This window comes from Kaistia granuli DSM 23481, from assembly GCF_000380505.1.
Taxonomy (GTDB): Bacteria; Pseudomonadota; Alphaproteobacteria; order Rhizobiales; family Kaistiaceae; genus Kaistia; species Kaistia granuli.
Genome location: NZ_AQYH01000004.1, coordinates 211251 through 229038, shown reverse-complemented (window position 1 = coordinate 229038; position 17788 = coordinate 211251). Strand labels below are relative to the sequence as shown.

The window sequence follows — 17788 nt, the reverse complement described above, 5'->3', positions numbered from 1 at the left end:
CGATGACGACCGGGACGCGAGGCGACCCTAGAGCCGGCAGGTAATGGTTCTATGACGATACCATTACTGTTTTGTGACAGTCCAACGGACTGAAATCAAACGGCTTTCTCCGATTTCTCAGAATCAGGCAATGTCAGCGAGGTGGTGAATGCGACAGTGAAGGTAGCCCCTTCGCCGGCCCGGCTTTCGATCAGGAGCCGGGCGCGGTGCCGATTCAGGATGTGCTTGGCGATGGCGAGGCCGAGCCCGGTGCCACGCTGGGCGTGGCTTGCCTGGATGTCGGCCCGGTAAAAGCGCTCGGTCAGACGCGGCAGGTGTTCGGCCGGAATTCCGGCGCCGAAATCGCGCACCGAGACGACCGGGCCGCCACGGCCGCCGACCGGCGGCGTCGCCGCCACCAGCACGCGCTTGCCGGAGCGGCCGTACTTGCAGCCGTTCTCGATCAGGTTCTGGAACACCTGCACCAGTTCGTCGCGATCGGCAGGAACCACCAGCGGCTCGTCCGGCAGGTCGGTCTCGATCGTCACGCCGAGATCGCGCGCCAGCGGTTCGAGCGCGTCGACGACGCCGCGGATCACCTTCGTCAGGTCGACCGGCGTCTCCGGCCGCATATGCGCCTTCATCTCGATGCGCGACAGCGACAGCAGATCGTCGATCAGGCGGCTCATGCGCGTCGCCTGGTCGTGCATGATGCCGAGGAAGCGCTCGCGCGCCTTGGCGTCGTCGCGCGCCGGCCCCTGCATCGTCTCGATGAAGCCGGACAGAGAGGCGAGCGGCGTGCGGAGCTCATGGCTGGCATTGGCGACGAAATCGACGCGGATCTTCTCGCTGATGCGCTGTTCCGTCAGGTCGGTGAAGATCAGCACGATGAAGCCGCTGCGGTCGCTGCCACTGGCGGCCGGCTCGAGCGGCGAGAACCAGGCCTCGTACCAGCGCTCGGTCGCCCCGCGCTCCAGGAACTCGACCTTCTCGGCCGGGCCGCCAGCGGCGACACGGTCGAAGGCGCCGACGAAATCGGGGGCGCGCAGCCGGAAGGTCAGGGGATCGCCCGGCCGGATCGGGAACGCCGCCTCGGCGCGGCTGTTGGCATAGCGCACGACGCCGCGACGATCGAGAATGACACAGGGATCGGGCAGCGCGTCGGCCATGCGCTTTACGCCCGTTTCCGGCCAGATCGACGGCGGTTGCCGGCTCTTGAGCCGGACGGGGCGCTCCTCGCGGCCGCGCACGAAGACGGCGAAGAAACCCAGGCTCGACGCCAGCAGTATGCCGGCAACGACGGCGCTGATCTGGTCGACCAGCACCAGCAGCAGCAACAGCGCCGCCAGCATCAGGAAGAAGGCGCGTGTCTCGACCAGGCGCGCCATCAGGCCGCCCTTGTCGCCGTCGAGCCCTTCCCGATCGTCCCCCGTCCTGCCGTCATCGACCATTCAGCGTTTCCATTCCCGTCCAGATCCACTGCCCTTCGACAGCAATGCCGGCTCACCATCGCATGTCGAACAGGACAAGCTGATGACATCGTGGCAGTCTCCGCGCGGGCATACTTAGGAGATCGGAGCCGATATGGCCAATGCAGGCAAAACGAAGTCCAAAGCCGGTGCATCCGAGGCCGGCAAAAGTCAGGCCGAGACGCTGAAAGCCGACGACAATGCCTCGCCGGCCGCCGCCGAACCGACGGGCAAAAACGGTGGCAAGAACGGTGGCAAGAACGGCAAGTCCGACAAGCCGGGGAAGAACGGCAAGACCGATCCAGCCCCGACGCTCCCGAAACAGCTCGAGCCCGACGTCGACGCCGCGCCGATCGAAACCAAGCTCGGCTCCTTCGATCTCGACGATCCCGTCCTGCCCGACTGGGTGGCCGACGCCGCCCTCAAGTCCGGCGGCTATCCCTATGACAAAACGCTGAAGTCGGAGAAATACGACGAAGAACTGACGGCCCTGCAGATCGAGCTGGTCAAGCTGCAGCACCACGTGATCGACAAGGGCCTCAAGGTGGTGATGCTGTTCGAGGGCCGCGACGCCGCCGGCAAGGGCGGTGCCATCTTCGCGCTGCGCCAGTACATGAATCCGCGCCAGGCCCGCGACGTGGCGCTGCCGAAGCCGACCGACACCGAGCGCGGCCAGTGGTACTTCCAGCGCTATGTCGCCGAACTGCCGACCGCCGGCGAGATCGTCACCTTCGACCGCTCCTGGTACAACCGCGCCGGCGTCGAGATCGTGATGGGCTTCTGCACGCCCGAGGAGCACGAGATCTTCCTCAAGCAGGCTCCGTATTTCGAACTGGCGCAGGTCCAGTCCGGCACCATCCTGTTCAAGTTCTGGCTCGACATCGGCCAGGAGATGCAGCTGAAGCGCTTCCACGAGCGGCGACACAATCCGCTGAAGATCTGGAAGTTGTCGCCGATGGACTATGCCGCGCTCGGCAAATGGAAGGATTACTCCAAGGCGCGCGACACCATGCTCGACGCCTGCCACAACGACACGACACCTTGGACCGTGGTGCTGGCCAACGACAAGCGCCGTGCCCGCCTCAACATCATCCGTCATGTGCTCGGCCAGATCGACTATCCCGGCCGCGACAAGTCGGTGGTGCGGGAGCCGGATCCGCTCATCCTCGGACACGGGCTGAAGTTCCTCAAGAAGGGATAGGCTCCTTGCCGGGTCGCGGTTTCTTCCCGCGAACCGGCCTTCCGCTTCGATCGAAAACGCTCCGCGACGGCCGCAAGGCTGCCGAAGTTTTGCCTTCGGTTCGGATTATCAACCGTTCGTTCACCCTTTTCCGGTCATCCCGAGGGATATGAGTCAGCTTCAATCGGTCCTGCGCCGCTCCGTTGCGCATCTCGAGCCGTCCGATCACGACGGTCGGGAACGCATGTTCGCCAATGCGCGCGAAGCCATGATCCGCCTGCTGTGGTCGTATGACCCGCCGCTCTCGCCCAGCGAGATCGACAGCAAGATCGACGAGTTCGACGATATCGTCGCCGCCATCCTGGGCGAGGCCGAGGATGCGCCGGCAGCACAGGACGGCGGCGAAGACGATGAGGACGAGCCGGAACTGCCGCTGTTGGCGAGCTTCGAGCCCGCCGACATCGCAGTCCAGTTGGCAGCGGCGGCGACAGCCGAGCCGGAACCAGAACCCGAGCCGAAGCCCGAACCCGCCGCGCTGCCGGACCGGCGCGCCGAGGCGCTCGCCATTCTGCGCCGACCGGCCCGCTTCGAACCGCTGCCGCAGATCGGCTCGCCGACACCCGCCACCTCGGCAGACAAGGCCGAGAGCGCGCTGAAGGCGAAGAAGGCGGTCGAGGAGGCGCTGGCGCGGCTCAACGGCCGGCTGGCTCCTGTCACCGACGACGAGCCGTCGGAAACGCCGGCGGACGAGGAACCGATCGAGCTCGAAGACGAGATCGAGGCCGCGTCCCCCATCAAGGAGGACGACGCCGACGAGACGGACACGGATCCGGACCTCTACGACAGCTGGATCGAGGACGCCGAAAAGCAGTCCGACGACGCGCCGCAAGACGAACCGGAAGACGAGCGTGAAGGCGAACCGGACGACCAAACGTCGACCGACGTCGAACGCCTCGAGCGGCTCGGCGAGCGCCTGGCCGAGGTCCGGCCACTGGGTACCCGCTTCGACGACGATCTGGCCGACGAAGACGAATTGCGCGACGATTCGGCCGAAGACGACGAGGACGAGGACGAAGCGTCGGGTGATGAGCCTAGGCGGCTGGCCACGGTCGGGCCGGCCGGCCGGCGCTTCGACGAGCCGTCGGCCGATGACGACTTAGCCGACGATGAACTCCCGGACCGGGAACTCGCCGACGACGAGGGCTACGACGACGAGCCGGCCCGCCGCGGCCTCGGCGAACGCTTCGGCGATGCGATCGGCCAGCTCAGCGGCCGGAGGATCGCGGCGATCGCCGCGGTCGTGCTCGTTCTGGCTGGCGGCGTGCTCGGTGGCGCCTATTTCCTGGTGCGCGGTCCCGCGCCGCAGGTCGCCGTCGTCGAGCCGGCGCCGCCGGTCCGCGCCGCCGATCCGGCCGCCCCGGCACCACCCGCCGCTGTCGCCCCGGCCGCGACGCCCCCGCCGGCGACGACACAGCCGCCGGAGATTGCAAGCGGCGCCCTGGCGCTCGAATCAATCAGCTTGTTCGATGGCCGCGATCCGAGCGTGTTCCAGTCGTCGCCCGACAATCCGGTCCGCTTCGAAGGCGACACGCTGGGCGGATTCGCCCGCATCTCATCCTCGTCCAATTCGACCGGGTCGCGGATTACCGTCGGTCGCGGCGTGTTCGAGCGTCTGGCGGGGCGCACCGTCCGCATCGTCGTGGTCGCCCGCGCCGCCGCGGACAACCCGGCCAACACGCTGCGCTTCGCCTATCAGAACGGCCGCGCCCTCAGCCCCTGGCAGGACGGCGACCTCACGGCCGACTATGCGCCGCTGTCGCTGGTCTGGACGGTGCCGAAGGAACGCGGCGGTCCGGAAACCGACGCGGTGATGCTCGAGCCCGGCATCCCCGGCGACGGTACCGCCGCCGACGTCAGCTCGGTCCGGATCGAGATCCTCAAGTAAGGGCTCTCCGTCGGGACGGACGCAGGCTCGCCCGTCACCTCTCCTCAGGGAGAGGCGAAAAGCGCCCGCCCCGCCCGGCGTTACCCAGGCAGGTAACCGTTGCCGATGAGGTAGTCGACAATCTGGTCGGCCAGCGCCTCGGAATCATGCGCCGTTGTGTCGAGGTGGATGTCGGCCGCCATCGGCGGCTCATAGGGACTGTCGATGCCGGTGAAGTTCTTGATCTGGCCTTCGCGCGCCTTCTTGTAGAGCCCCTTCACGTCGCGCTCCTCGGCGACGGCAAGCGGCGTGTCGACGAAGATCTCGATGAACTCGCCATCTTCGACCAGGTCGCGCGCCATCTGCCGTTCGGAGCGGAAGGGCGAGATGAACGACACCAGCACGATCAGCCCGGCATCGACGAACAGCTTGGCCGTCTCGGCGACGCGCCGGATGTTTTCCACGCGGTCGGCGTCGGTGAAGCCGAGGTCGCGGTTGAGGCCGTGGCGGACATTGTCGCCGTCGAGCAGATAGGTGTGCCGCCCCATCAGGTGCAGCTTCTTCTCGACCATGTTGGCAATGGTCGACTTGCCGGCGCCCGACAGGCCGGTGAACCACAGGATGCTCGGCCGCTGTCCCTTGGCGCCGGCGCGCGACGCCTTGTCGATGTCGAGCACCTGGCGGTGGATGTTGGTGGCGCGGCGCAGCCCGAAGCGGACCATGCCGGCCGCCACCGTCTGGTTGGTGAATCGGTCGATCAGGATGAAGGCGCCGGTGGCGTGGTTGTCGTCATAGGGGTCGAAGGCGACGGGCTCGGCCAGCGACAGGTTGGCGAAGCCGATATCGTTGAGGCCGAGCGTCTTGGCGGCGAGCGGCTTCAGCGTGTCGGCCTCGACGAGATGCTTCAGCTCGGTCACCGCCGCGCCGATCGTGCGCGTGCCGAGCTTGAGGAGATAGGGGCGCCCGGGCAGCATCGGCTCTTCGGCCATCCAGATCAGATGGGCGGCGACCTGGTCCGAGACCTCCGGTCGCGCGTCGGCCGGCACCAGCACGTCGCCGCGCGAAATGTCGATCTCGCGGTCGAGCGTCAGCGTCACGGCGTCGTCCGTCTCGGCGGCCGACAGGTCACCGTCATAGGTGACGATGCGCTCGACCCTGGCCGGCTGGCCGGAGCGCGCCACCACCACCGTGTCGCCGGGGTGGACCGCGCCGCTCGCCACCGTTCCGGCATAGCCGCGGAAGGTGAGATCGGGGCGGTTGACCCATTGCACGGGAAAGCGGAGCGGCCGGTCGACGCCGGGCTCGAGTTCCAGGCCCTCGAGATGCTCGATCAGCGTCGGGCCCTGATACCAGGTCATGTTCGGGCTCTGGCCGATGACATTGTCGCCGAACCGGGCCGACAGCGGGATCGCCACCCGCGTGGCGAAGCCGTAATGCTCGGCCTCGGCGTCGAACTCGCCGACAATGCGCTCGAACACGTCGCGATCGTAGCCCATCAGGTCGATCTTGTTGACGGCGAGCACGACATGGCGGATGCCGAGCAGCGAGGCGATCGTGGCGTGGCGCCGCGTCTGCGTCAGGATGCCTTTTCGCGCATCGATGAGGAGCACGGCGAGATCCGCCGTCGAGGCGCCGGTCGCCATGTTGCGGGTGTACTGCTCGTGACCGGGCGTGTCGGCGACGATGAACTTGCGCTTTTCGGTGGCGAAGAAGCGATAGGCGACGTCGATGGTGATGCCCTGCTCCCGCTCGGCCTCGAGGCCGTCGACGAGGAGGGCGAGGTCGATGTCATCGCCGACCGTGCCGAATTTTCGCGAATCCTTCTCCAGCGTGGCGATCTGGTCGTCGAACAGGCGCTTGGTGTCGTAGAGCAGGCGGCCGATCAGGGTCGACTTGCCGTCATCGACGCTGCCGCAGGTCAGGAAGCGCAGGATGCCCTTGTCGTCCTTGCGGGCAAAGAGCTCGGAGGCGGGGTGTCCGTCGACGACCGGCCGGGGGGAAACGATCTCGGTCATCAGAAATAGCCCTCGCGCTTCTTCTTCTCCATCGAGCCGGATTCGTCATGGTCGATGAGGCGGCCCTGCCGCTCGGAGGTGGTGGCGAGGAACATCTCGCGGACGATGTCGTCGAGCGTTTCGGCGTCGGATTCGACCGCCGCCGTCAGCGGATAGCAGCCGAGCGTACGGAAGCGGACGCGCCGCATCTGCGGCACCTCGCCGGGCAGGAAGCGCATGCGGGCGTCGTCGGCCATGATCCACTGCCCATTGCGCTCGACCACCGGGCGTTCGGCCGAGAAATAGAGCGGCACGATCGGGATCTGCTCGGCGAGGATGTATTGCCAGATGTCGAGCTCGGTCCAGTTCGACAGCGGGAAGACGCGGATCGTCTCACCGGGCCTGATGCGGGTGTTGTAGAGCGACCAGAGCTCCGGCCGCTGGTTCTTCGGGTCCCAGCCGTGATTGGCGGAACGGAACGAGAAGATGCGCTCCTTGGCGCGGCTTTTCTCCTCGTCACGGCGGGCGCCGCCGAAGGCCGCGTCATAGCCGCCGGTGTCGAGCGCCTGCTTGAGCGCCTCGGTCTTCATGATCTGGGTGTAGTTGGACGAGCCGTGGTCGAACGGATTGACGCCTGCCGCCTTGCCTTCGAGGTTGGTGTGGACGCGCAGATCGAGCCCGAGCCGGCGCACCGTCTCGTCCCGGAAGGCGATCATCTCGCGGAACTTCCACGTCGTGTCGACATGCAGCAGGGAAAAGGGCGGCTTGGCCGGATAAAAGGCCTTCATCGCCAGGTGAAGCATGACCGACGAATCCTTGCCGATCGAATAGAGCATCACCGGATTATCGAAGTTGGCGACGACTTCCCGCATGATGAAGATCGCCTCGGCTTCGAGGCGGCGAAGATGCGACTGGACGGGTGGTGCCATGAAAAACTCCGGAATGGAGCGGAAACCTAGTCTTCGTCAGCCCCTGTTCTCAAGCACAGCCGTGCCGTATATTTCCATCTATAGCCTGAAGATTGGCGCGATGACGCCGATATCAGAAAAGTGATTTCAACAATCTCTATAGAAATGATCGTGATTTACGCGATCGCCGCGACCCGTTCCGCTCCCCTTGCCACGAACCAGGGATTGGCGAAGGCGCGCACGCCGTCGCCCGCGCCAGGGCCGTAGACAAACGTTTCCCCGTCGATCGTCTCGACCATGCCGCCGGCCGCGCGCAGCACCGCGTCGCCCGCCGCCGTGTCCCATTGCATGGTCGGCCCCATGCGCGGATAGAGATCCGCCTCGCCGGCCGCCATCAGGCAGAATTTCAACGACGAGCCGGCCACCACCAGCGAGGCGCCGGGAAAGCGGGCGATGAATTCGTCCGTCTCGGGCGTGCGATGCGAGCGGCTGGCAAGGATGCGCGGCGGCGACGCGGCCGGATCGGCGACATGGATGGCGCGGCGATGGGCGATGGCGCCGTCGACGATGGTCAGATGCTCGGCGCCCTTGCCGAGGCGGCCGGCATAGAGATCGCCGCGCGCCGGCGCGTAGACGATGCCGAGTGTCGGCTCGCCATTCTCGACCAGGCCGATATTGACGGTGAAATCGCCATTGCGGCTGATGAATTCACGCGTGCCGTCGACCGGGTCGACCAGGAAGAACGTGGCCCCGACGGCGGGAATGAGCCCGTCGGCGCAGGCCTCCTCGGCGACGACGGGAATGCCGGGCACCAGTCGGGCGAGATCGGCGAGGATCACCTGTTCCGCCAGCCGGTCGGCTTCCGTCACCGGCGACGCATCGCCCTTGTGCTCGACCGCGAAGCCGCCATCATAGACGCGCATGACGACGACGCCGGCGGCGATCGCCGTTGCGATCAGGGCCTCGAACACGGCGTCGTCTGGGGTCTTCTGGCGGGACACGGTCGAATGCTCCAGAGGGATGGCCAAGATGGGTTGTCGTTACGGAAACGAGAATACCTTCTGCGCTCGTAGCGCTCCCCGGCGCCTCGCACAAGCGGCAAGGAGGCCCGGCCACGGATTTGCCTGACAAGAAGCGCAACAGCTTGTCACGGGATCGCGATGGCGGGCTTATCCGCCATGGGCAGGCGGTGAGCTGAATGCGGGAAGCAGACATGGCTGAGGCCGAGATCATCCTGCGGGCGGGAAGTGCTGCATGGCGGTCGAAGGCGGCCGCCGCGGCGCCGGCGATCGTCTTCGTCCTGACCTTCTCGCTCTGCCTCGTCATCCGCCTGTCGACGCTCGGCGAGCTGGCGCTCTGGTTCGACGAGGTGATCACCGCCGATGTCGCCAGGGCGTCCTGGTCCGGCCTCGTCGCCGACCGGCTCGCCAACGGCCATTTCCCGACCTATTTCGCGCTGTTGAAGGGGCTGGGCCTCGCTGGCGGCTCGGAATTCGCGCTGCGCCTGCCGTCTGCACTGCTCGACAGCCTCGCCGGCGCCCTCGTCGCGCTGCTGGCACTGCGGCTCTCCGGCCGGGTCGGCGCCATCGCGGCCGCCCTGCTCTACGCCTTCTATCCGGCGCTGATCCAGTATGGCCAGGAAGCGCGGCCCTATGCGCTGATGCTCGCCTTCGTGGCGCTCGCCATCACCGGCCAGATCGGGCTCCTGACCGGCCGGCCGAAGCCCGGGCGGCAGGCGATCCTGGCCACCATCGGCACGCTCGGCGCGGCGCTTTCGATCCCGGCAGGCATCGTCCCGGTCGCCCTGCAGCACCTCGCGCTCCCCGCCTGCGGATTCCGGAACTTCGCCCCGGCGCTGAAGCGGCTCTGGTGGCGCCACATCCTCATCACCTGGACCGGCATTGTCGTCGCCGCCGCCTTCCTGCTCCCCGCCGTGCAGGCGCAGGCCGAGAAGCCGGTCGGGCTGATGAAGTGGCAGTCCCGCTACGGCTATGGCCAGCGGGCGATCGAGGCGTTTGGTGAGACCTATGGTTTCGTCGTGCCGCGCGATCTCGACCGCTTTCTCGACGCCGGCTGGAACGGCTGGCTCGCGACCGGCTTTCTCGCCCTGATGCTCGCCGGCTTCCTCGCCAATCGGGCGAAGCCCGCCCATCGGATGCTCGCTGTCACCGCCTTCGGCACGCCACTGGTGTTCCTTGTCCTCGGCATCTTCTCGGCCAGCGCCGGCCGCTATCTGATCGGCATGCTGCCGGCGGCGGTGTTGCTTGCCTCGGCCGGTATCGCCGCCCTCGTCGCCCGGCCGGGTGTGGCGCGGCTGCCCGCTCTCGCCGTTCTCGTCGCCCTGCTGGCCGGCATCGCGCTCCAGGCGCTCGACATGCTGGTTTCAGCGCGAAAATATGACTGGCGTCCCGTCGCCGCCTTCCTGCGCGAGAGCGGCGTGCGCGATGCCGAGATCCTGACCGACGCGCCGCATGCGGAAAAGGCGCTGCGCTACTATCTGCCGGATGCCGACCGCATGACCTATGCGGCGATCGATCCGGTGCGCGAGCCGATGGCGATCCTCTGGGATGAGGCGGCCGGGCGGCCGCTCGCCTTCCTGCTGACGGCGGCCTACCGGACCGTGCCGTCTGCGCTGGCCGAGGGCGCTATCGTGTGCTCGTGGCGGTTCGGCGACCAGAAGCTGACGATGATCGCGCGCGATGCCGGCCTCGCGCCGGCGGCGCTGAAGCGATGCGAAGCGGAGAGCTGAGGGACGATTGATCCTGAGGTGAGGTGGCCCGCCCCCTTCCGCCCCACGTCTCCGCCCCAATGAAAAACGGGCGCCCGAAGGCGCCCGTTTCAACTTCGTATCAATGGCGCGGCTTACTTCAGGCCGGCCGCGTCGGTGACGGCATGCGTCCAGGCGCCGGTCGGCTCCTTGGTGATGACGGGCGCTTCGCCGCCGGCTGCCAGCAGCGTGGCGACGGTGCGCTTGTAATCGGCCTCGTCGAGCGCGCCGGTGGTGCCCTCGGTCAGCTTGTTGACCTCGCCCATCATGAACTTCTGATGCGCTTCGGTCTGCGCCCCGGTGTCGTCGTTCTCGAGCACGATCTTGGCGGCTTCGTCGGTGTTGTCACGGGCGTAGGCCCAGCCCTTCATCGAGGCGCGGACGAACTTCGCCATCTTGTCGACGAAGGCCGGGTCCTTCAGCTTGTCTTCCATGACATAGAGACCGTCTTCCAGCGTCGCGACGCCCTGGTCCTCGTATTTGAAGACGATCAGGTCGCTCTCCGGAATGCCGGCGTCCAGCACCTGGCCGAACTCGTTATAGGTCATGGTCGAGATGCAGTCGGCCTGCTTCTGGATCAGCGGGTCGACGTTGAAGCCCTGCTTCAGCACGGTGACGCCGTTCGGGCCACCCTCGGTCGAAAGGCCGAGCTTGGCCATCCAGGCGAGGAACGGATATTCATTGCCGAAGAACCAGACGCCGAGCGTCTTGCCCTTGAAATCATCCGGCGACTTGATGCCGGTATCCTTGCGGCAGGTCAGCATCATGCCCGACTTCTTGAAGGGCTGGGCGATGTTGACGAGCGGTACGCCCTTCTCGCGCGAAGCCAGCGCTGCCGGCATCCAGGTGGTGATGACATCGGCGCCGCCGCCGGCGATCACCTGCTCGGGGGCGATGTCCGGGCCACCCGGCTTGATGGTGACGTCGAGGCCTTCCTCGTCGTAGAAGCCCTTCTCCTTGGCGACGTAGTAGCCGGCGAACTGGGCCTGCGGGACCCATTTCAGCTGCAGCGTCAACGCATCGGCCGCATGGGCCGAGACGCTGGTCATGAGCCCCGCGGCGACCGCGAGCGCCCCAATCATAAGCTTCTTCATAGACCCCTCCAGGTTCTGTTCATGGCTGGCCCCGCCCTCAGGTGCGGAAGGACGGATGCCAGAAGGTCGAGGCGCGCTCGATGAGCGCGATCACCCCGTAGAACGCGGAGCCGGCCAAGGCCGCCACCGCGATTTCCGCCCACACCATGTCGATGTTCATGCGCCCGACTTCGGTGGAGATACGGAATCCCATGCCCACGATCGGCGTGCCGAAGAATTCGGCAACGATGGCAGCGATCAGGGCCAGTGTAGAATTGATCTTGAGTGCATTGAATATGAACGGCAGCGCCTCGGGAAGCCGCAGCTTGAATAGCGACTGCCAATAATTCGCGGCATAGGTGCGCATCAGGTCGCGCTGCATCGGCTGCGAGGCGGCGAGGCCGGTGACGGTATTGACCAGCATCGGGAAGAAGGTGGCGACGACCACCACCGCCGCCTTGGACGGCCAGTCGAAGCCGAACCACATCACCATGATCGGCGCGATACCGATGATCGGCAGCGCCGAGACCAGGTTGCCGACCGGCAGCAGGCCCCGCTGCAGGAACGGGATGCGGTCGACCAGGATGGCGACCAGGAAGCCGGAGCCGCAGCCGATCACATAGCCGGCGATCACCGCCTTCAGGAAGGTCTGGCGGAAATCGGCGGCGAGAATCGGGATCGACGAGGCGAGCTTGGCCCAGATCGCCGAGGGCGGCGGGATCAGGACGCTCGGCACCTGGAAGGCGACGACGATCACCTCCCAGAAGATCAACAGCCAGGCGCCGAAGATCAGCGGCACGACGAGTTTCAAGAGGAAGCCGCCGAGCCCGCCGCGCGGCTTGATGGCGGAAAGCTGCGACACCAGCCGCCAGGCCAGCAGCCAGGCGGTGAGGAGCAGCGCCCAGAAACCGGGACCGGCATGGCCGGCGAGGCCAGGCAGGATGGCGAGCGCGTACCAGGCACCGGCATGGGCTGCCAGCGCCAGCAGGATCGCCGTGACGGTGCTGCGCTCGGCCTTGACGGCCGCGTAGGTCGCCAGCGCCAGAAGCAGGATGACGCTCCAGCCGGCGAGACCTTCGCGCGGCAGCAGACGGGCGGGATCGGCGGCGTCGAGCGGCAGGGCTACGGCGGCGAACAGGCCGAGGAAGGCAAGCCAGGGTTGGAGATGTCCGCGCGAACTCATCGGGCCATCCCCTCCGCCGCCAATTCCCTCCCCCTTGTGGGGAGGGTTAGGGAGGGGGTACCGGCTCGGCCCCTCCGCATGGAATGATATCGGCGCGAATGGAGGCCAGCCCCCACCATCCAGGTGGCACCCCCACCCCGACCCTCCCCACAGGGGGGAGGGAGAAGGGAGGCGAAGTTCACGACGATACTCATCTCGCCATCCCCATGCGCTTCAGGACGATGCGGTTGGCGAGGCCGACGATCGCCACCAGCACGGCAGCGAGGATCGACGCGGCCAGCAGCGCCGCCCAGATCTGCACCGTCTGGCCGTAGTAGGAACCGGCGAGCAGTCGTGCGCCGAGGCCGGCCGAGGCGCCGGTCGGCAATTCGCCGACGATGGCGCCGACCAGGCTGATGGCGATGGCGATCTGCATCGAGGTGAACAGATAGGGCAGCGAGGTCGGGAAGCGCAGCTTCCAGAACGCCTGCCAGCCGGTCGCCGAATAGGTGCGCATCAGATCGAGATGCATCGGATCGGGCGAACGCAGCCCCTTCACCATGCCGACGGCGACGGGAAAGAAGGAGAGATAGGTCGAGATCATCGCCTTGGCGAGGAAGCGCGAGGTGTCGGTCGAAAGCCCGAGCTGGCCGTTCATCAGGTTATAGCCGACCACGACAATCATCGGCGCGATGGCGACGATGGGGATGGTCTGCGAGGCTACCACCCAGGGCATCAGGCTCTTGTCGAGGCTCGCGACATGGACGATGCCGATGGCGAGCAGCAGGCCGAGCGCCGTGCCGATGACGAAGCCGGCGAGCGTCGCCGAGAGCGTCACCCAGCCGTGATAGACGAGGCTGCGCTTGGAATTGATCGGGTAGCCGGTCGTGCTCTTCCAGAGCTCGGCGGCAACCTGGTGCGGCGCCGGCAGCAGCGGCCGCTCCATCGCATAGGTAGCCGCGACAAGTTCCCGCGTCGTCGGTTCCACCTTCTGGCGGGCGAACTGGTCCCGTGCCAGCTGGGCGTTCAGGAAGAAGGCGCCGACATACCAGATGACGAGGATCGCCAGCACGACGACGGTGACCGGAAAGACATGGCCGGGCTTCTTCAGCGAGCGCGGGCGGGCGGCAACGGCGCCCGAGGCGGCGAGCGTGGTCATGCGGCCATCCCCGTCCCATATCTTCCGGTAGTGAGCCATTTGGAGGCGACATGAGCGCGACCATCGAACGGACCTGCCGGGTGATCCGTCCCGGCGGCAGCTACCTGGGCAAGCAGGGCTTCACCTATGTCGAGGGCATCTCGGCCGAGTCGGTCGGCGCGACCGGGCTCTGCATGGTCCTTCTGACCGTCCCGCCGGGCGGTCGGGCCAGCGCCCACAAGCACGAGCACCACGAGACGGCGATCTACATCCTCGCCGGCGAGGCCGAGACCTGGTTCGGCGAGCGGCTGGAGCAACACGTCGTCGTCAGGGCGGGCGAGCTGTTCTACATCCCCGCCGACCTCCCGCATCTTGCCGTCAACCGGGGCTCCGAGCCCCTGGTCGCCGTCATCGCCCGCACCGATCCGAACGAGCAGGAAAGCGTCGTCCTGCTGCCGGAACTGGAAGGCCTGGTGCCGCGCTGACGCAGGGCTAACGAGGGGGTAACGCCGCGGGTGCGTATCAACCCCACCCAGGGGTGCGCCGTATCGCCGGTCAGTCCTCATAGGAATGCCCTGCCCTCAGGCCGTTGCGGACACGGGCCGCGACCTCCAGGAACTCCGGCGTCTCGCGGATGTCGAGGTTGCGATCGCGTGGGAAACCGCAATCGATGATGTCGGTGACCCGGCCGGGCCGCGGCGACATCACGACGATCTTGGTCGAGAGGAAGACGGCCTCGGGGATCGAATGGGTGACGAAGACGACGGTTTTCTGCGTCTTCGCCCACAGCTTCAGCAGCTGTTCGTTGAGGTGGTCCCGGACGATTTCGTCAAGCGCGCCAAAGGGTTCATCCATCAGCAGAAGCTCCGGCTCGACCGCGAGAGCGCGGGCGATCGAGGCGCGTTGCTGCATGCCGCCGGAAAGCTGCCAGGGGTATTTCTTCTCGAAGCCCGAAAGGTTGACCAGCGCCAGATTGTCGGCGATCCGCCGCTCGCGCTCGGCCTTGGGCAATCCCATGATCTCGAGCGGCAGGGCGACGTTGTTGGCGATGGTGCGCCAGGGATAAAGCGCTGCCGCCTGAAACACATAGCCATAGGCGCGGGCCAGCCGCGCCTCTTCCGGCGACACGCCATTGACGGTGATCGAGCCGCCGGTCGGCTGCTCGAGATCGGCGATCACCCGCAGCAGCGTGGTCTTGCCACAACCGGACGGCCCGATGAAGGAGACGAACTCGCCCCGCTGGACGTCGAGATCGATGTTGGACAGCGCCTGCACCGGGCCGTCATTCGTCTCGAAGGTGAGCGAAAGCCCACTTATATCGATGACGGATGCGGCGTGCCCGGTGGAAGACTGACCGTCGGCTCTATCCTCGAAAGGCTGGAACACGGCGCTCATGCCCTACCTCAAACGCCGATCGGCATATGCTCGGGCGAGCGGTTCACCGCGCGCGGCGCCGTCACTTCCTTCCACCTCGAAAGGGCGGCGTTGACGGCCGGGAACGGCCGGCGCCGGATGAACTTGCCACGGCCGGGCTGCGGCTGCGAGTTCTGGCCGTCGGCCCAGACGACCTCGCCGCGCGAGATCGTGTAGCGCGGCAGGCCGCGGACCTCGACACCCTCGAAGACGTTGTAATCGATGATGGATTTCTGGTTCGCCGCCGAGATCGTCTTGCTGAGCTTCGGATCCCAGACGACCAGATCGGCGTCGGAACCCGGCAGGATCGCGCCCTTCCGCGGGTAGATGTTGAGGATCTGGGCGATGTTAGTCGAGGTCGCGGCGACGAACTCGTTCGGGGTCAGCCGGCCCGTCTCGACGCCCTTGGTCCAGAGCACGGAGAGCCGGTCCTCGACGCCGCCGGTGCCATTCGGGATCCTGGCGAAATTGCCGAGGCCGACGCGCTTCTGCTCGGTGGTGAAGGCGCAATGGTCTGTGGCGACCACCTGCAGCGAGCCGGCGGCGAGGCCCGCCCAGAGGCTGTCCTGGTGGATCTTGTTGCGGAAGGGCGGCGACATCACGCGCCGCGCCGCATAGTCCCAGTCGCGGTTGAAATATTCGCTCTCGTCCAGCGTCAGGTGCTGGATCAAGGGTTCGCCAAAGACGCGCATGCCCTTCTGGCGGGCCCGGCGGATCGCCTCGTGGCTCTGTTCGCAGGAGACGTGCACGATATAGACCGGCACGCCGGCGGCGTCGGCGATCATGATGGCGCGGTTCGTCGCCTCGCCCTCGACTTCCGGCGGCCGCGAGAAGGCATGGCCCTCCGGTCCCGTCGTGCCTTCGGCCAGATATTTCTGCTGCAGGGCGGCAACGATGTCGCCGTTCTCGGCATGCACCAGCGGCAGCGCGCCGAGCGCCGCGCAACGCTGGAACGAAGCGAACATCTCGTCGTCATTCACCATCAGGGCGCCCTTGTAGGCCATGAAGTGCTTGAAGGTGTTGATGCCGCGCTCGACCACCTTGGCCATGTCATCAAAGTGCTTCTCCGACCAGCCGGTGACGCACATGTGGTAGGAATAGTCGGAGGAGGCTTGGCGCGTGGCGCGGCCTTCCCATTCCTCCAGCGCCGCCAGCATGCCGGCCTCGCCCGGGATGACGAAGTCGACCACGGTCGTCGTGCCGCCGGAAAGCGCTGCGAAGGTGCCGCTTTCCCACGTTTCGGCCGCCGTCGTGCCCATGAAGGGCATTTCGAGATGCGTATGCGGATCGATGCCGCCGGGAATGATGTAGGCGCCCGACGCATCGACGACCGTGTCGCCGGAAAGATCCGGCCCGATCGCCTGGATGGTCTCGCCCTCGATGCGGATATCCGCCTCGTAGCTCCGGTCGGCAGCGACGATGGTGCCGCCCTTGATTACCGTCGACATGATGACTTCCCTCTGGTCTTTCGGCCGACTTTGCCAGCCATTTTTTTGGTTTTCCGGCTTCAGCCGGCGATTTCAGCGGTCTCCAGCACGGCGTGGAACAGGACGTCGGCGCCCGCCGCCGCCCATTCCGGGCTGATCTCCTCGGCTTCATTATGCGACAAACCGCCGACGCAGGGGCACATGATCATCGTCGCCGGCGCCACCTTGGCGGCCCAGCAGGCGTCGTGGCCGGCGCCGGAGATGATGTTCATGTGGCTGTAGCCGAGCCGCTCGGCCGCGTCGCGGACGCGTGACACCAGCACGGGATCGAAGGTGACGGGATCGAAATGGCCGACCGCCTCGATCGAGCAGCCGACGCCGAGCGTCGCGGCGATCTCGGCCGCCTCGGTCTCGATGCGGGCGCGCATGCCGTCGAGCTTGGCCTGGTCGGGGCTGCGGATGTCGATCGAGAACACGACCTTGCCGGGCAGGACATTGCGCGAATTGGGCGTGAAGAACATCTGGCCGACGCCGCCGACGGCGCCCGGCTGGCTCTCCATTGCCACCGTCTGCACCATCTCGAGGATGCGCGCCATGGCAAGCCCGGCATTGACGCGGAGGTTCATCGGCGTCGAGCCGGTATGCGCCTCGCGACCGGTCAGCGTCACTTCCAGCCACCACAAGCCCTGGCAATGGGTGACGACGCCGATCTGCTTCGCCTCAGCCTCGAGGATCGGCCCCTGCTCGATGTGATATTCGAAATAGGCGTGCATCTTGCGGGCGCCGACTTCCTCGTCGCCGACCCAGCCGATCCGCTTCAACTCGTCGCCGAAGGTCTTGCCCTCCGGATCCCGACGCTCATAGGCGTAGTCGAGCGTCAGCGCGCCGGCGAACACTCCCGAGGCCAGCATGGCCGGGGCGAAGCGCGCGCCTTCCTCATTGGTCCAGTTGGTGACGACGATCGGGTGCTTGGTCCGGATGCCGAGATCGTTCATCGAGCGCACGACCTCCAGCGCCGACAGCACGCCGAGCACGCCGTCATATTTGCCGCCGGTCGGCTGGGTATCGAGATGACTGCCGACATAGACCGGCAGCGCATTGGGATCGGTGCCGGGACGGGTCGCGAACATCGTGCCCATCTTGTCGACGCCGAGCGTCATGCCGGCCGCTTCGCACCAGGTCTGGAAGAGGCTGCGACCCTCGGCGTCGGAATCGGTCAGCGTCTGGCGGTTGTTGCCACCGGCGATGCCAGGCCCGATCTTCGCCATCTCCATCAAGCTGTCCCAGAGGCGTTCGCCATTGATGCGGAGATTGTCGGTCGGGGCCGTCATGCGCTCATCTTTCGTTGGTTTGG

Annotated in this window: 14 protein-coding genes; 4 read left to right on the top strand and 10 right to left on the bottom strand. The window is 66.7% G+C overall.

What is annotated here, in order from left to right:
* Nucleotides 1–95 precede the first annotated feature (95 nt).
* Nucleotides 96–1430: an ATP-binding protein gene (locus G342_RS0104965; RefSeq protein ID WP_018182004.1), complete on the bottom strand. Its 1335-nt coding sequence runs from the start codon at nucleotides 1428–1430 to the stop codon at nucleotides 96–98.
* A gap of 133 nt (nucleotides 1431–1563) precedes the next feature.
* On the opposite strand from G342_RS0104965, the gene ppk2 reads away from it, so the two are divergent.
* A complete protein-coding gene (gene ppk2 / locus G342_RS23280; protein ID WP_018182003.1) occupies nucleotides 1564–2649 on the top strand; it encodes a polyphosphate kinase 2 in 1086 nt (361 codons plus the stop codon).
* A 148-nt stretch (nucleotides 2650–2797) separates the two neighbouring features.
* A complete protein-coding gene (locus G342_RS0104955) occupies nucleotides 2798–4573 on the top strand; it encodes a hypothetical protein (RefSeq protein ID WP_018182002.1) in 1776 nt (591 codons plus the stop codon).
* Nucleotides 4574–4653: 80 nt separating this feature from the next.
* Here the strand turns inward: G342_RS0104955 and cysN are convergent, their stop codons facing one another.
* From cysN to cysQ, 3 genes are all read right to left on the bottom strand, one after another.
* Nucleotides 4654–6567 carry a sulfate adenylyltransferase subunit CysN gene (gene cysN / locus G342_RS0104950; RefSeq protein WP_018182001.1) on the bottom strand — a complete coding sequence of 638 codons (1914 nt, stop codon included), beginning with the start codon at nucleotides 6565–6567 and terminating at the stop codon, nucleotides 4654–4656.
* Nucleotides 6567–7475, bottom strand: coding sequence for a sulfate adenylyltransferase subunit CysD (gene cysD / locus G342_RS0104945; protein ID WP_018182000.1), 909 nt, complete (start codon nucleotides 7473–7475; stop codon nucleotides 6567–6569). Before cysD ends, cysN begins: the two co-directional genes overlap by 1 nt.
* A 155-nt stretch (nucleotides 7476–7630) precedes the next feature.
* Complete coding sequence (gene cysQ, locus G342_RS0104940) at nucleotides 7631–8455, bottom strand: 3'(2'),5'-bisphosphate nucleotidase CysQ (protein WP_026304134.1); 825 nt, start codon at nucleotides 8453–8455, stop codon at nucleotides 7631–7633.
* A gap of 212 nt (nucleotides 8456–8667) precedes the next feature.
* On the opposite strand from cysQ, the gene G342_RS0104935 reads away from it, so the two are divergent.
* Nucleotides 8668–10203 carry a glycosyltransferase family 39 protein gene (locus tag G342_RS0104935; protein WP_018181998.1) on the top strand — a complete coding sequence of 512 codons (1536 nt, stop codon included), beginning with the start codon at nucleotides 8668–8670 and terminating at the stop codon, nucleotides 10201–10203.
* A gap of 113 nt (nucleotides 10204–10316) precedes the next feature.
* Here the strand turns inward: G342_RS0104935 and G342_RS0104930 are convergent, their stop codons facing one another.
* From G342_RS0104930 to G342_RS0104920, 3 genes are all read right to left on the bottom strand, one after another.
* On the bottom strand, nucleotides 10317–11315 hold the full coding sequence (locus G342_RS0104930; RefSeq protein ID WP_018181997.1) for an ABC transporter substrate-binding protein: 999 nt from the start codon (nucleotides 11313–11315) through the stop codon (nucleotides 10317–10319).
* Between the two features lie 37 nt (nucleotides 11316–11352).
* Nucleotides 11353–12477 (bottom strand): ABC transporter permease, encoded by a 1125-nt coding sequence (locus G342_RS0104925; RefSeq protein WP_018181996.1) that lies wholly within the window; start codon nucleotides 12475–12477, stop codon nucleotides 11353–11355.
* Nucleotides 12478–12667: 190 nt separating this feature from the next.
* Nucleotides 12668–13615, bottom strand: coding sequence for an ABC transporter permease (locus tag G342_RS0104920; protein ID WP_018181995.1), 948 nt, complete (start codon nucleotides 13613–13615; stop codon nucleotides 12668–12670).
* 50 nt (nucleotides 13616–13665) lie between these two features.
* Here G342_RS0104920 and G342_RS0104915 point away from each other — a divergent pair, with 50 nt between their 5' ends.
* A complete protein-coding gene (locus G342_RS0104915; protein ID WP_018181994.1) occupies nucleotides 13666–14079 on the top strand; it encodes a cupin domain-containing protein in 414 nt (137 codons plus the stop codon).
* A 70-nt stretch (nucleotides 14080–14149) separates the two neighbouring features.
* On the opposite strand, the gene G342_RS0104910 is transcribed toward G342_RS0104915, so the two are convergent.
* From G342_RS0104910 to G342_RS0104900, 3 genes are read right to left on the bottom strand one after another with little or no spacing between them, the layout of a single operon-like run.
* Nucleotides 14150–14989 carry an ABC transporter ATP-binding protein gene (locus tag G342_RS0104910; RefSeq protein WP_018181993.1) on the bottom strand — a complete coding sequence of 280 codons (840 nt, stop codon included), beginning with the start codon at nucleotides 14987–14989 and terminating at the stop codon, nucleotides 14150–14152.
* Nucleotides 14990–14997: 8 nt separating this feature from the next.
* Nucleotides 14998–16455 (bottom strand): dihydropyrimidinase, encoded by a 1458-nt coding sequence (hydA, locus tag G342_RS0104905; RefSeq protein WP_018181992.1) that lies wholly within the window; start codon nucleotides 16453–16455, stop codon nucleotides 14998–15000.
* Between the two features lie 59 nt (nucleotides 16456–16514).
* Nucleotides 16515–17765, bottom strand: coding sequence for a Zn-dependent hydrolase (locus G342_RS0104900; RefSeq protein ID WP_018181991.1), 1251 nt, complete (start codon nucleotides 17763–17765; stop codon nucleotides 16515–16517).
* Nucleotides 17766–17788 lie beyond the last annotated feature (23 nt).

Bases quoted from the DNA above. Each gene is read 5' to 3' on its own strand.
- G342_RS0104915 (WP_018181994.1), top strand. From the start codon at position 13,666: ATGAGCGCGACCATCGAACGGACCTGCCGGGTGATCCGTCCCGGCGGC.
- cysD (WP_018182000.1), bottom strand. From the start codon at position 7,475: ATGGCACCACCCGTCCAGTCGCATCTTCGCCGCCTCGAAGCCGAGGCG.
- G342_RS0104955 (WP_018182002.1), top strand. From the start codon at position 2,798: ATGAGTCAGCTTCAATCGGTCCTGCGCCGCTCCGTTGCGCATCTCGAG.
- G342_RS0104920 (WP_018181995.1), bottom strand. From the start codon at position 13,615: ATGACCACGCTCGCCGCCTCGGGCGCCGTTGCCGCCCGCCCGCGCTCG.
- G342_RS0104935 (WP_018181998.1), top strand. From the start codon at position 8,668: ATGGCTGAGGCCGAGATCATCCTGCGGGCGGGAAGTGCTGCATGGCGG.
- G342_RS0104965 (WP_018182004.1), bottom strand. From the start codon at position 1,430: ATGGTCGATGACGGCAGGACGGGGGACGATCGGGAAGGGCTCGACGGC.
- G342_RS0104925 (WP_018181996.1), bottom strand. From the start codon at position 12,477: ATGAGTTCGCGCGGACATCTCCAACCCTGGCTTGCCTTCCTCGGCCTG.
- G342_RS0104910 (WP_018181993.1), bottom strand. From the start codon at position 14,989: ATGAGCGCCGTGTTCCAGCCTTTCGAGGATAGAGCCGACGGTCAGTCT.
- hydA (WP_018181992.1), bottom strand. From the start codon at position 16,455: ATGTCGACGGTAATCAAGGGCGGCACCATCGTCGCTGCCGACCGGAGC.
- cysN (WP_018182001.1), bottom strand. From the start codon at position 6,567: ATGACCGAGATCGTTTCCCCCCGGCCGGTCGTCGACGGACACCCCGCC.
- G342_RS0104900 (WP_018181991.1), bottom strand. From the start codon at position 17,765: ATGACGGCCCCGACCGACAATCTCCGCATCAATGGCGAACGCCTCTGG.
- ppk2 (WP_018182003.1), top strand. From the start codon at position 1,564: ATGGCCAATGCAGGCAAAACGAAGTCCAAAGCCGGTGCATCCGAGGCC.
- G342_RS0104930 (WP_018181997.1), bottom strand. From the start codon at position 11,315: ATGAAGAAGCTTATGATTGGGGCGCTCGCGGTCGCCGCGGGGCTCATG.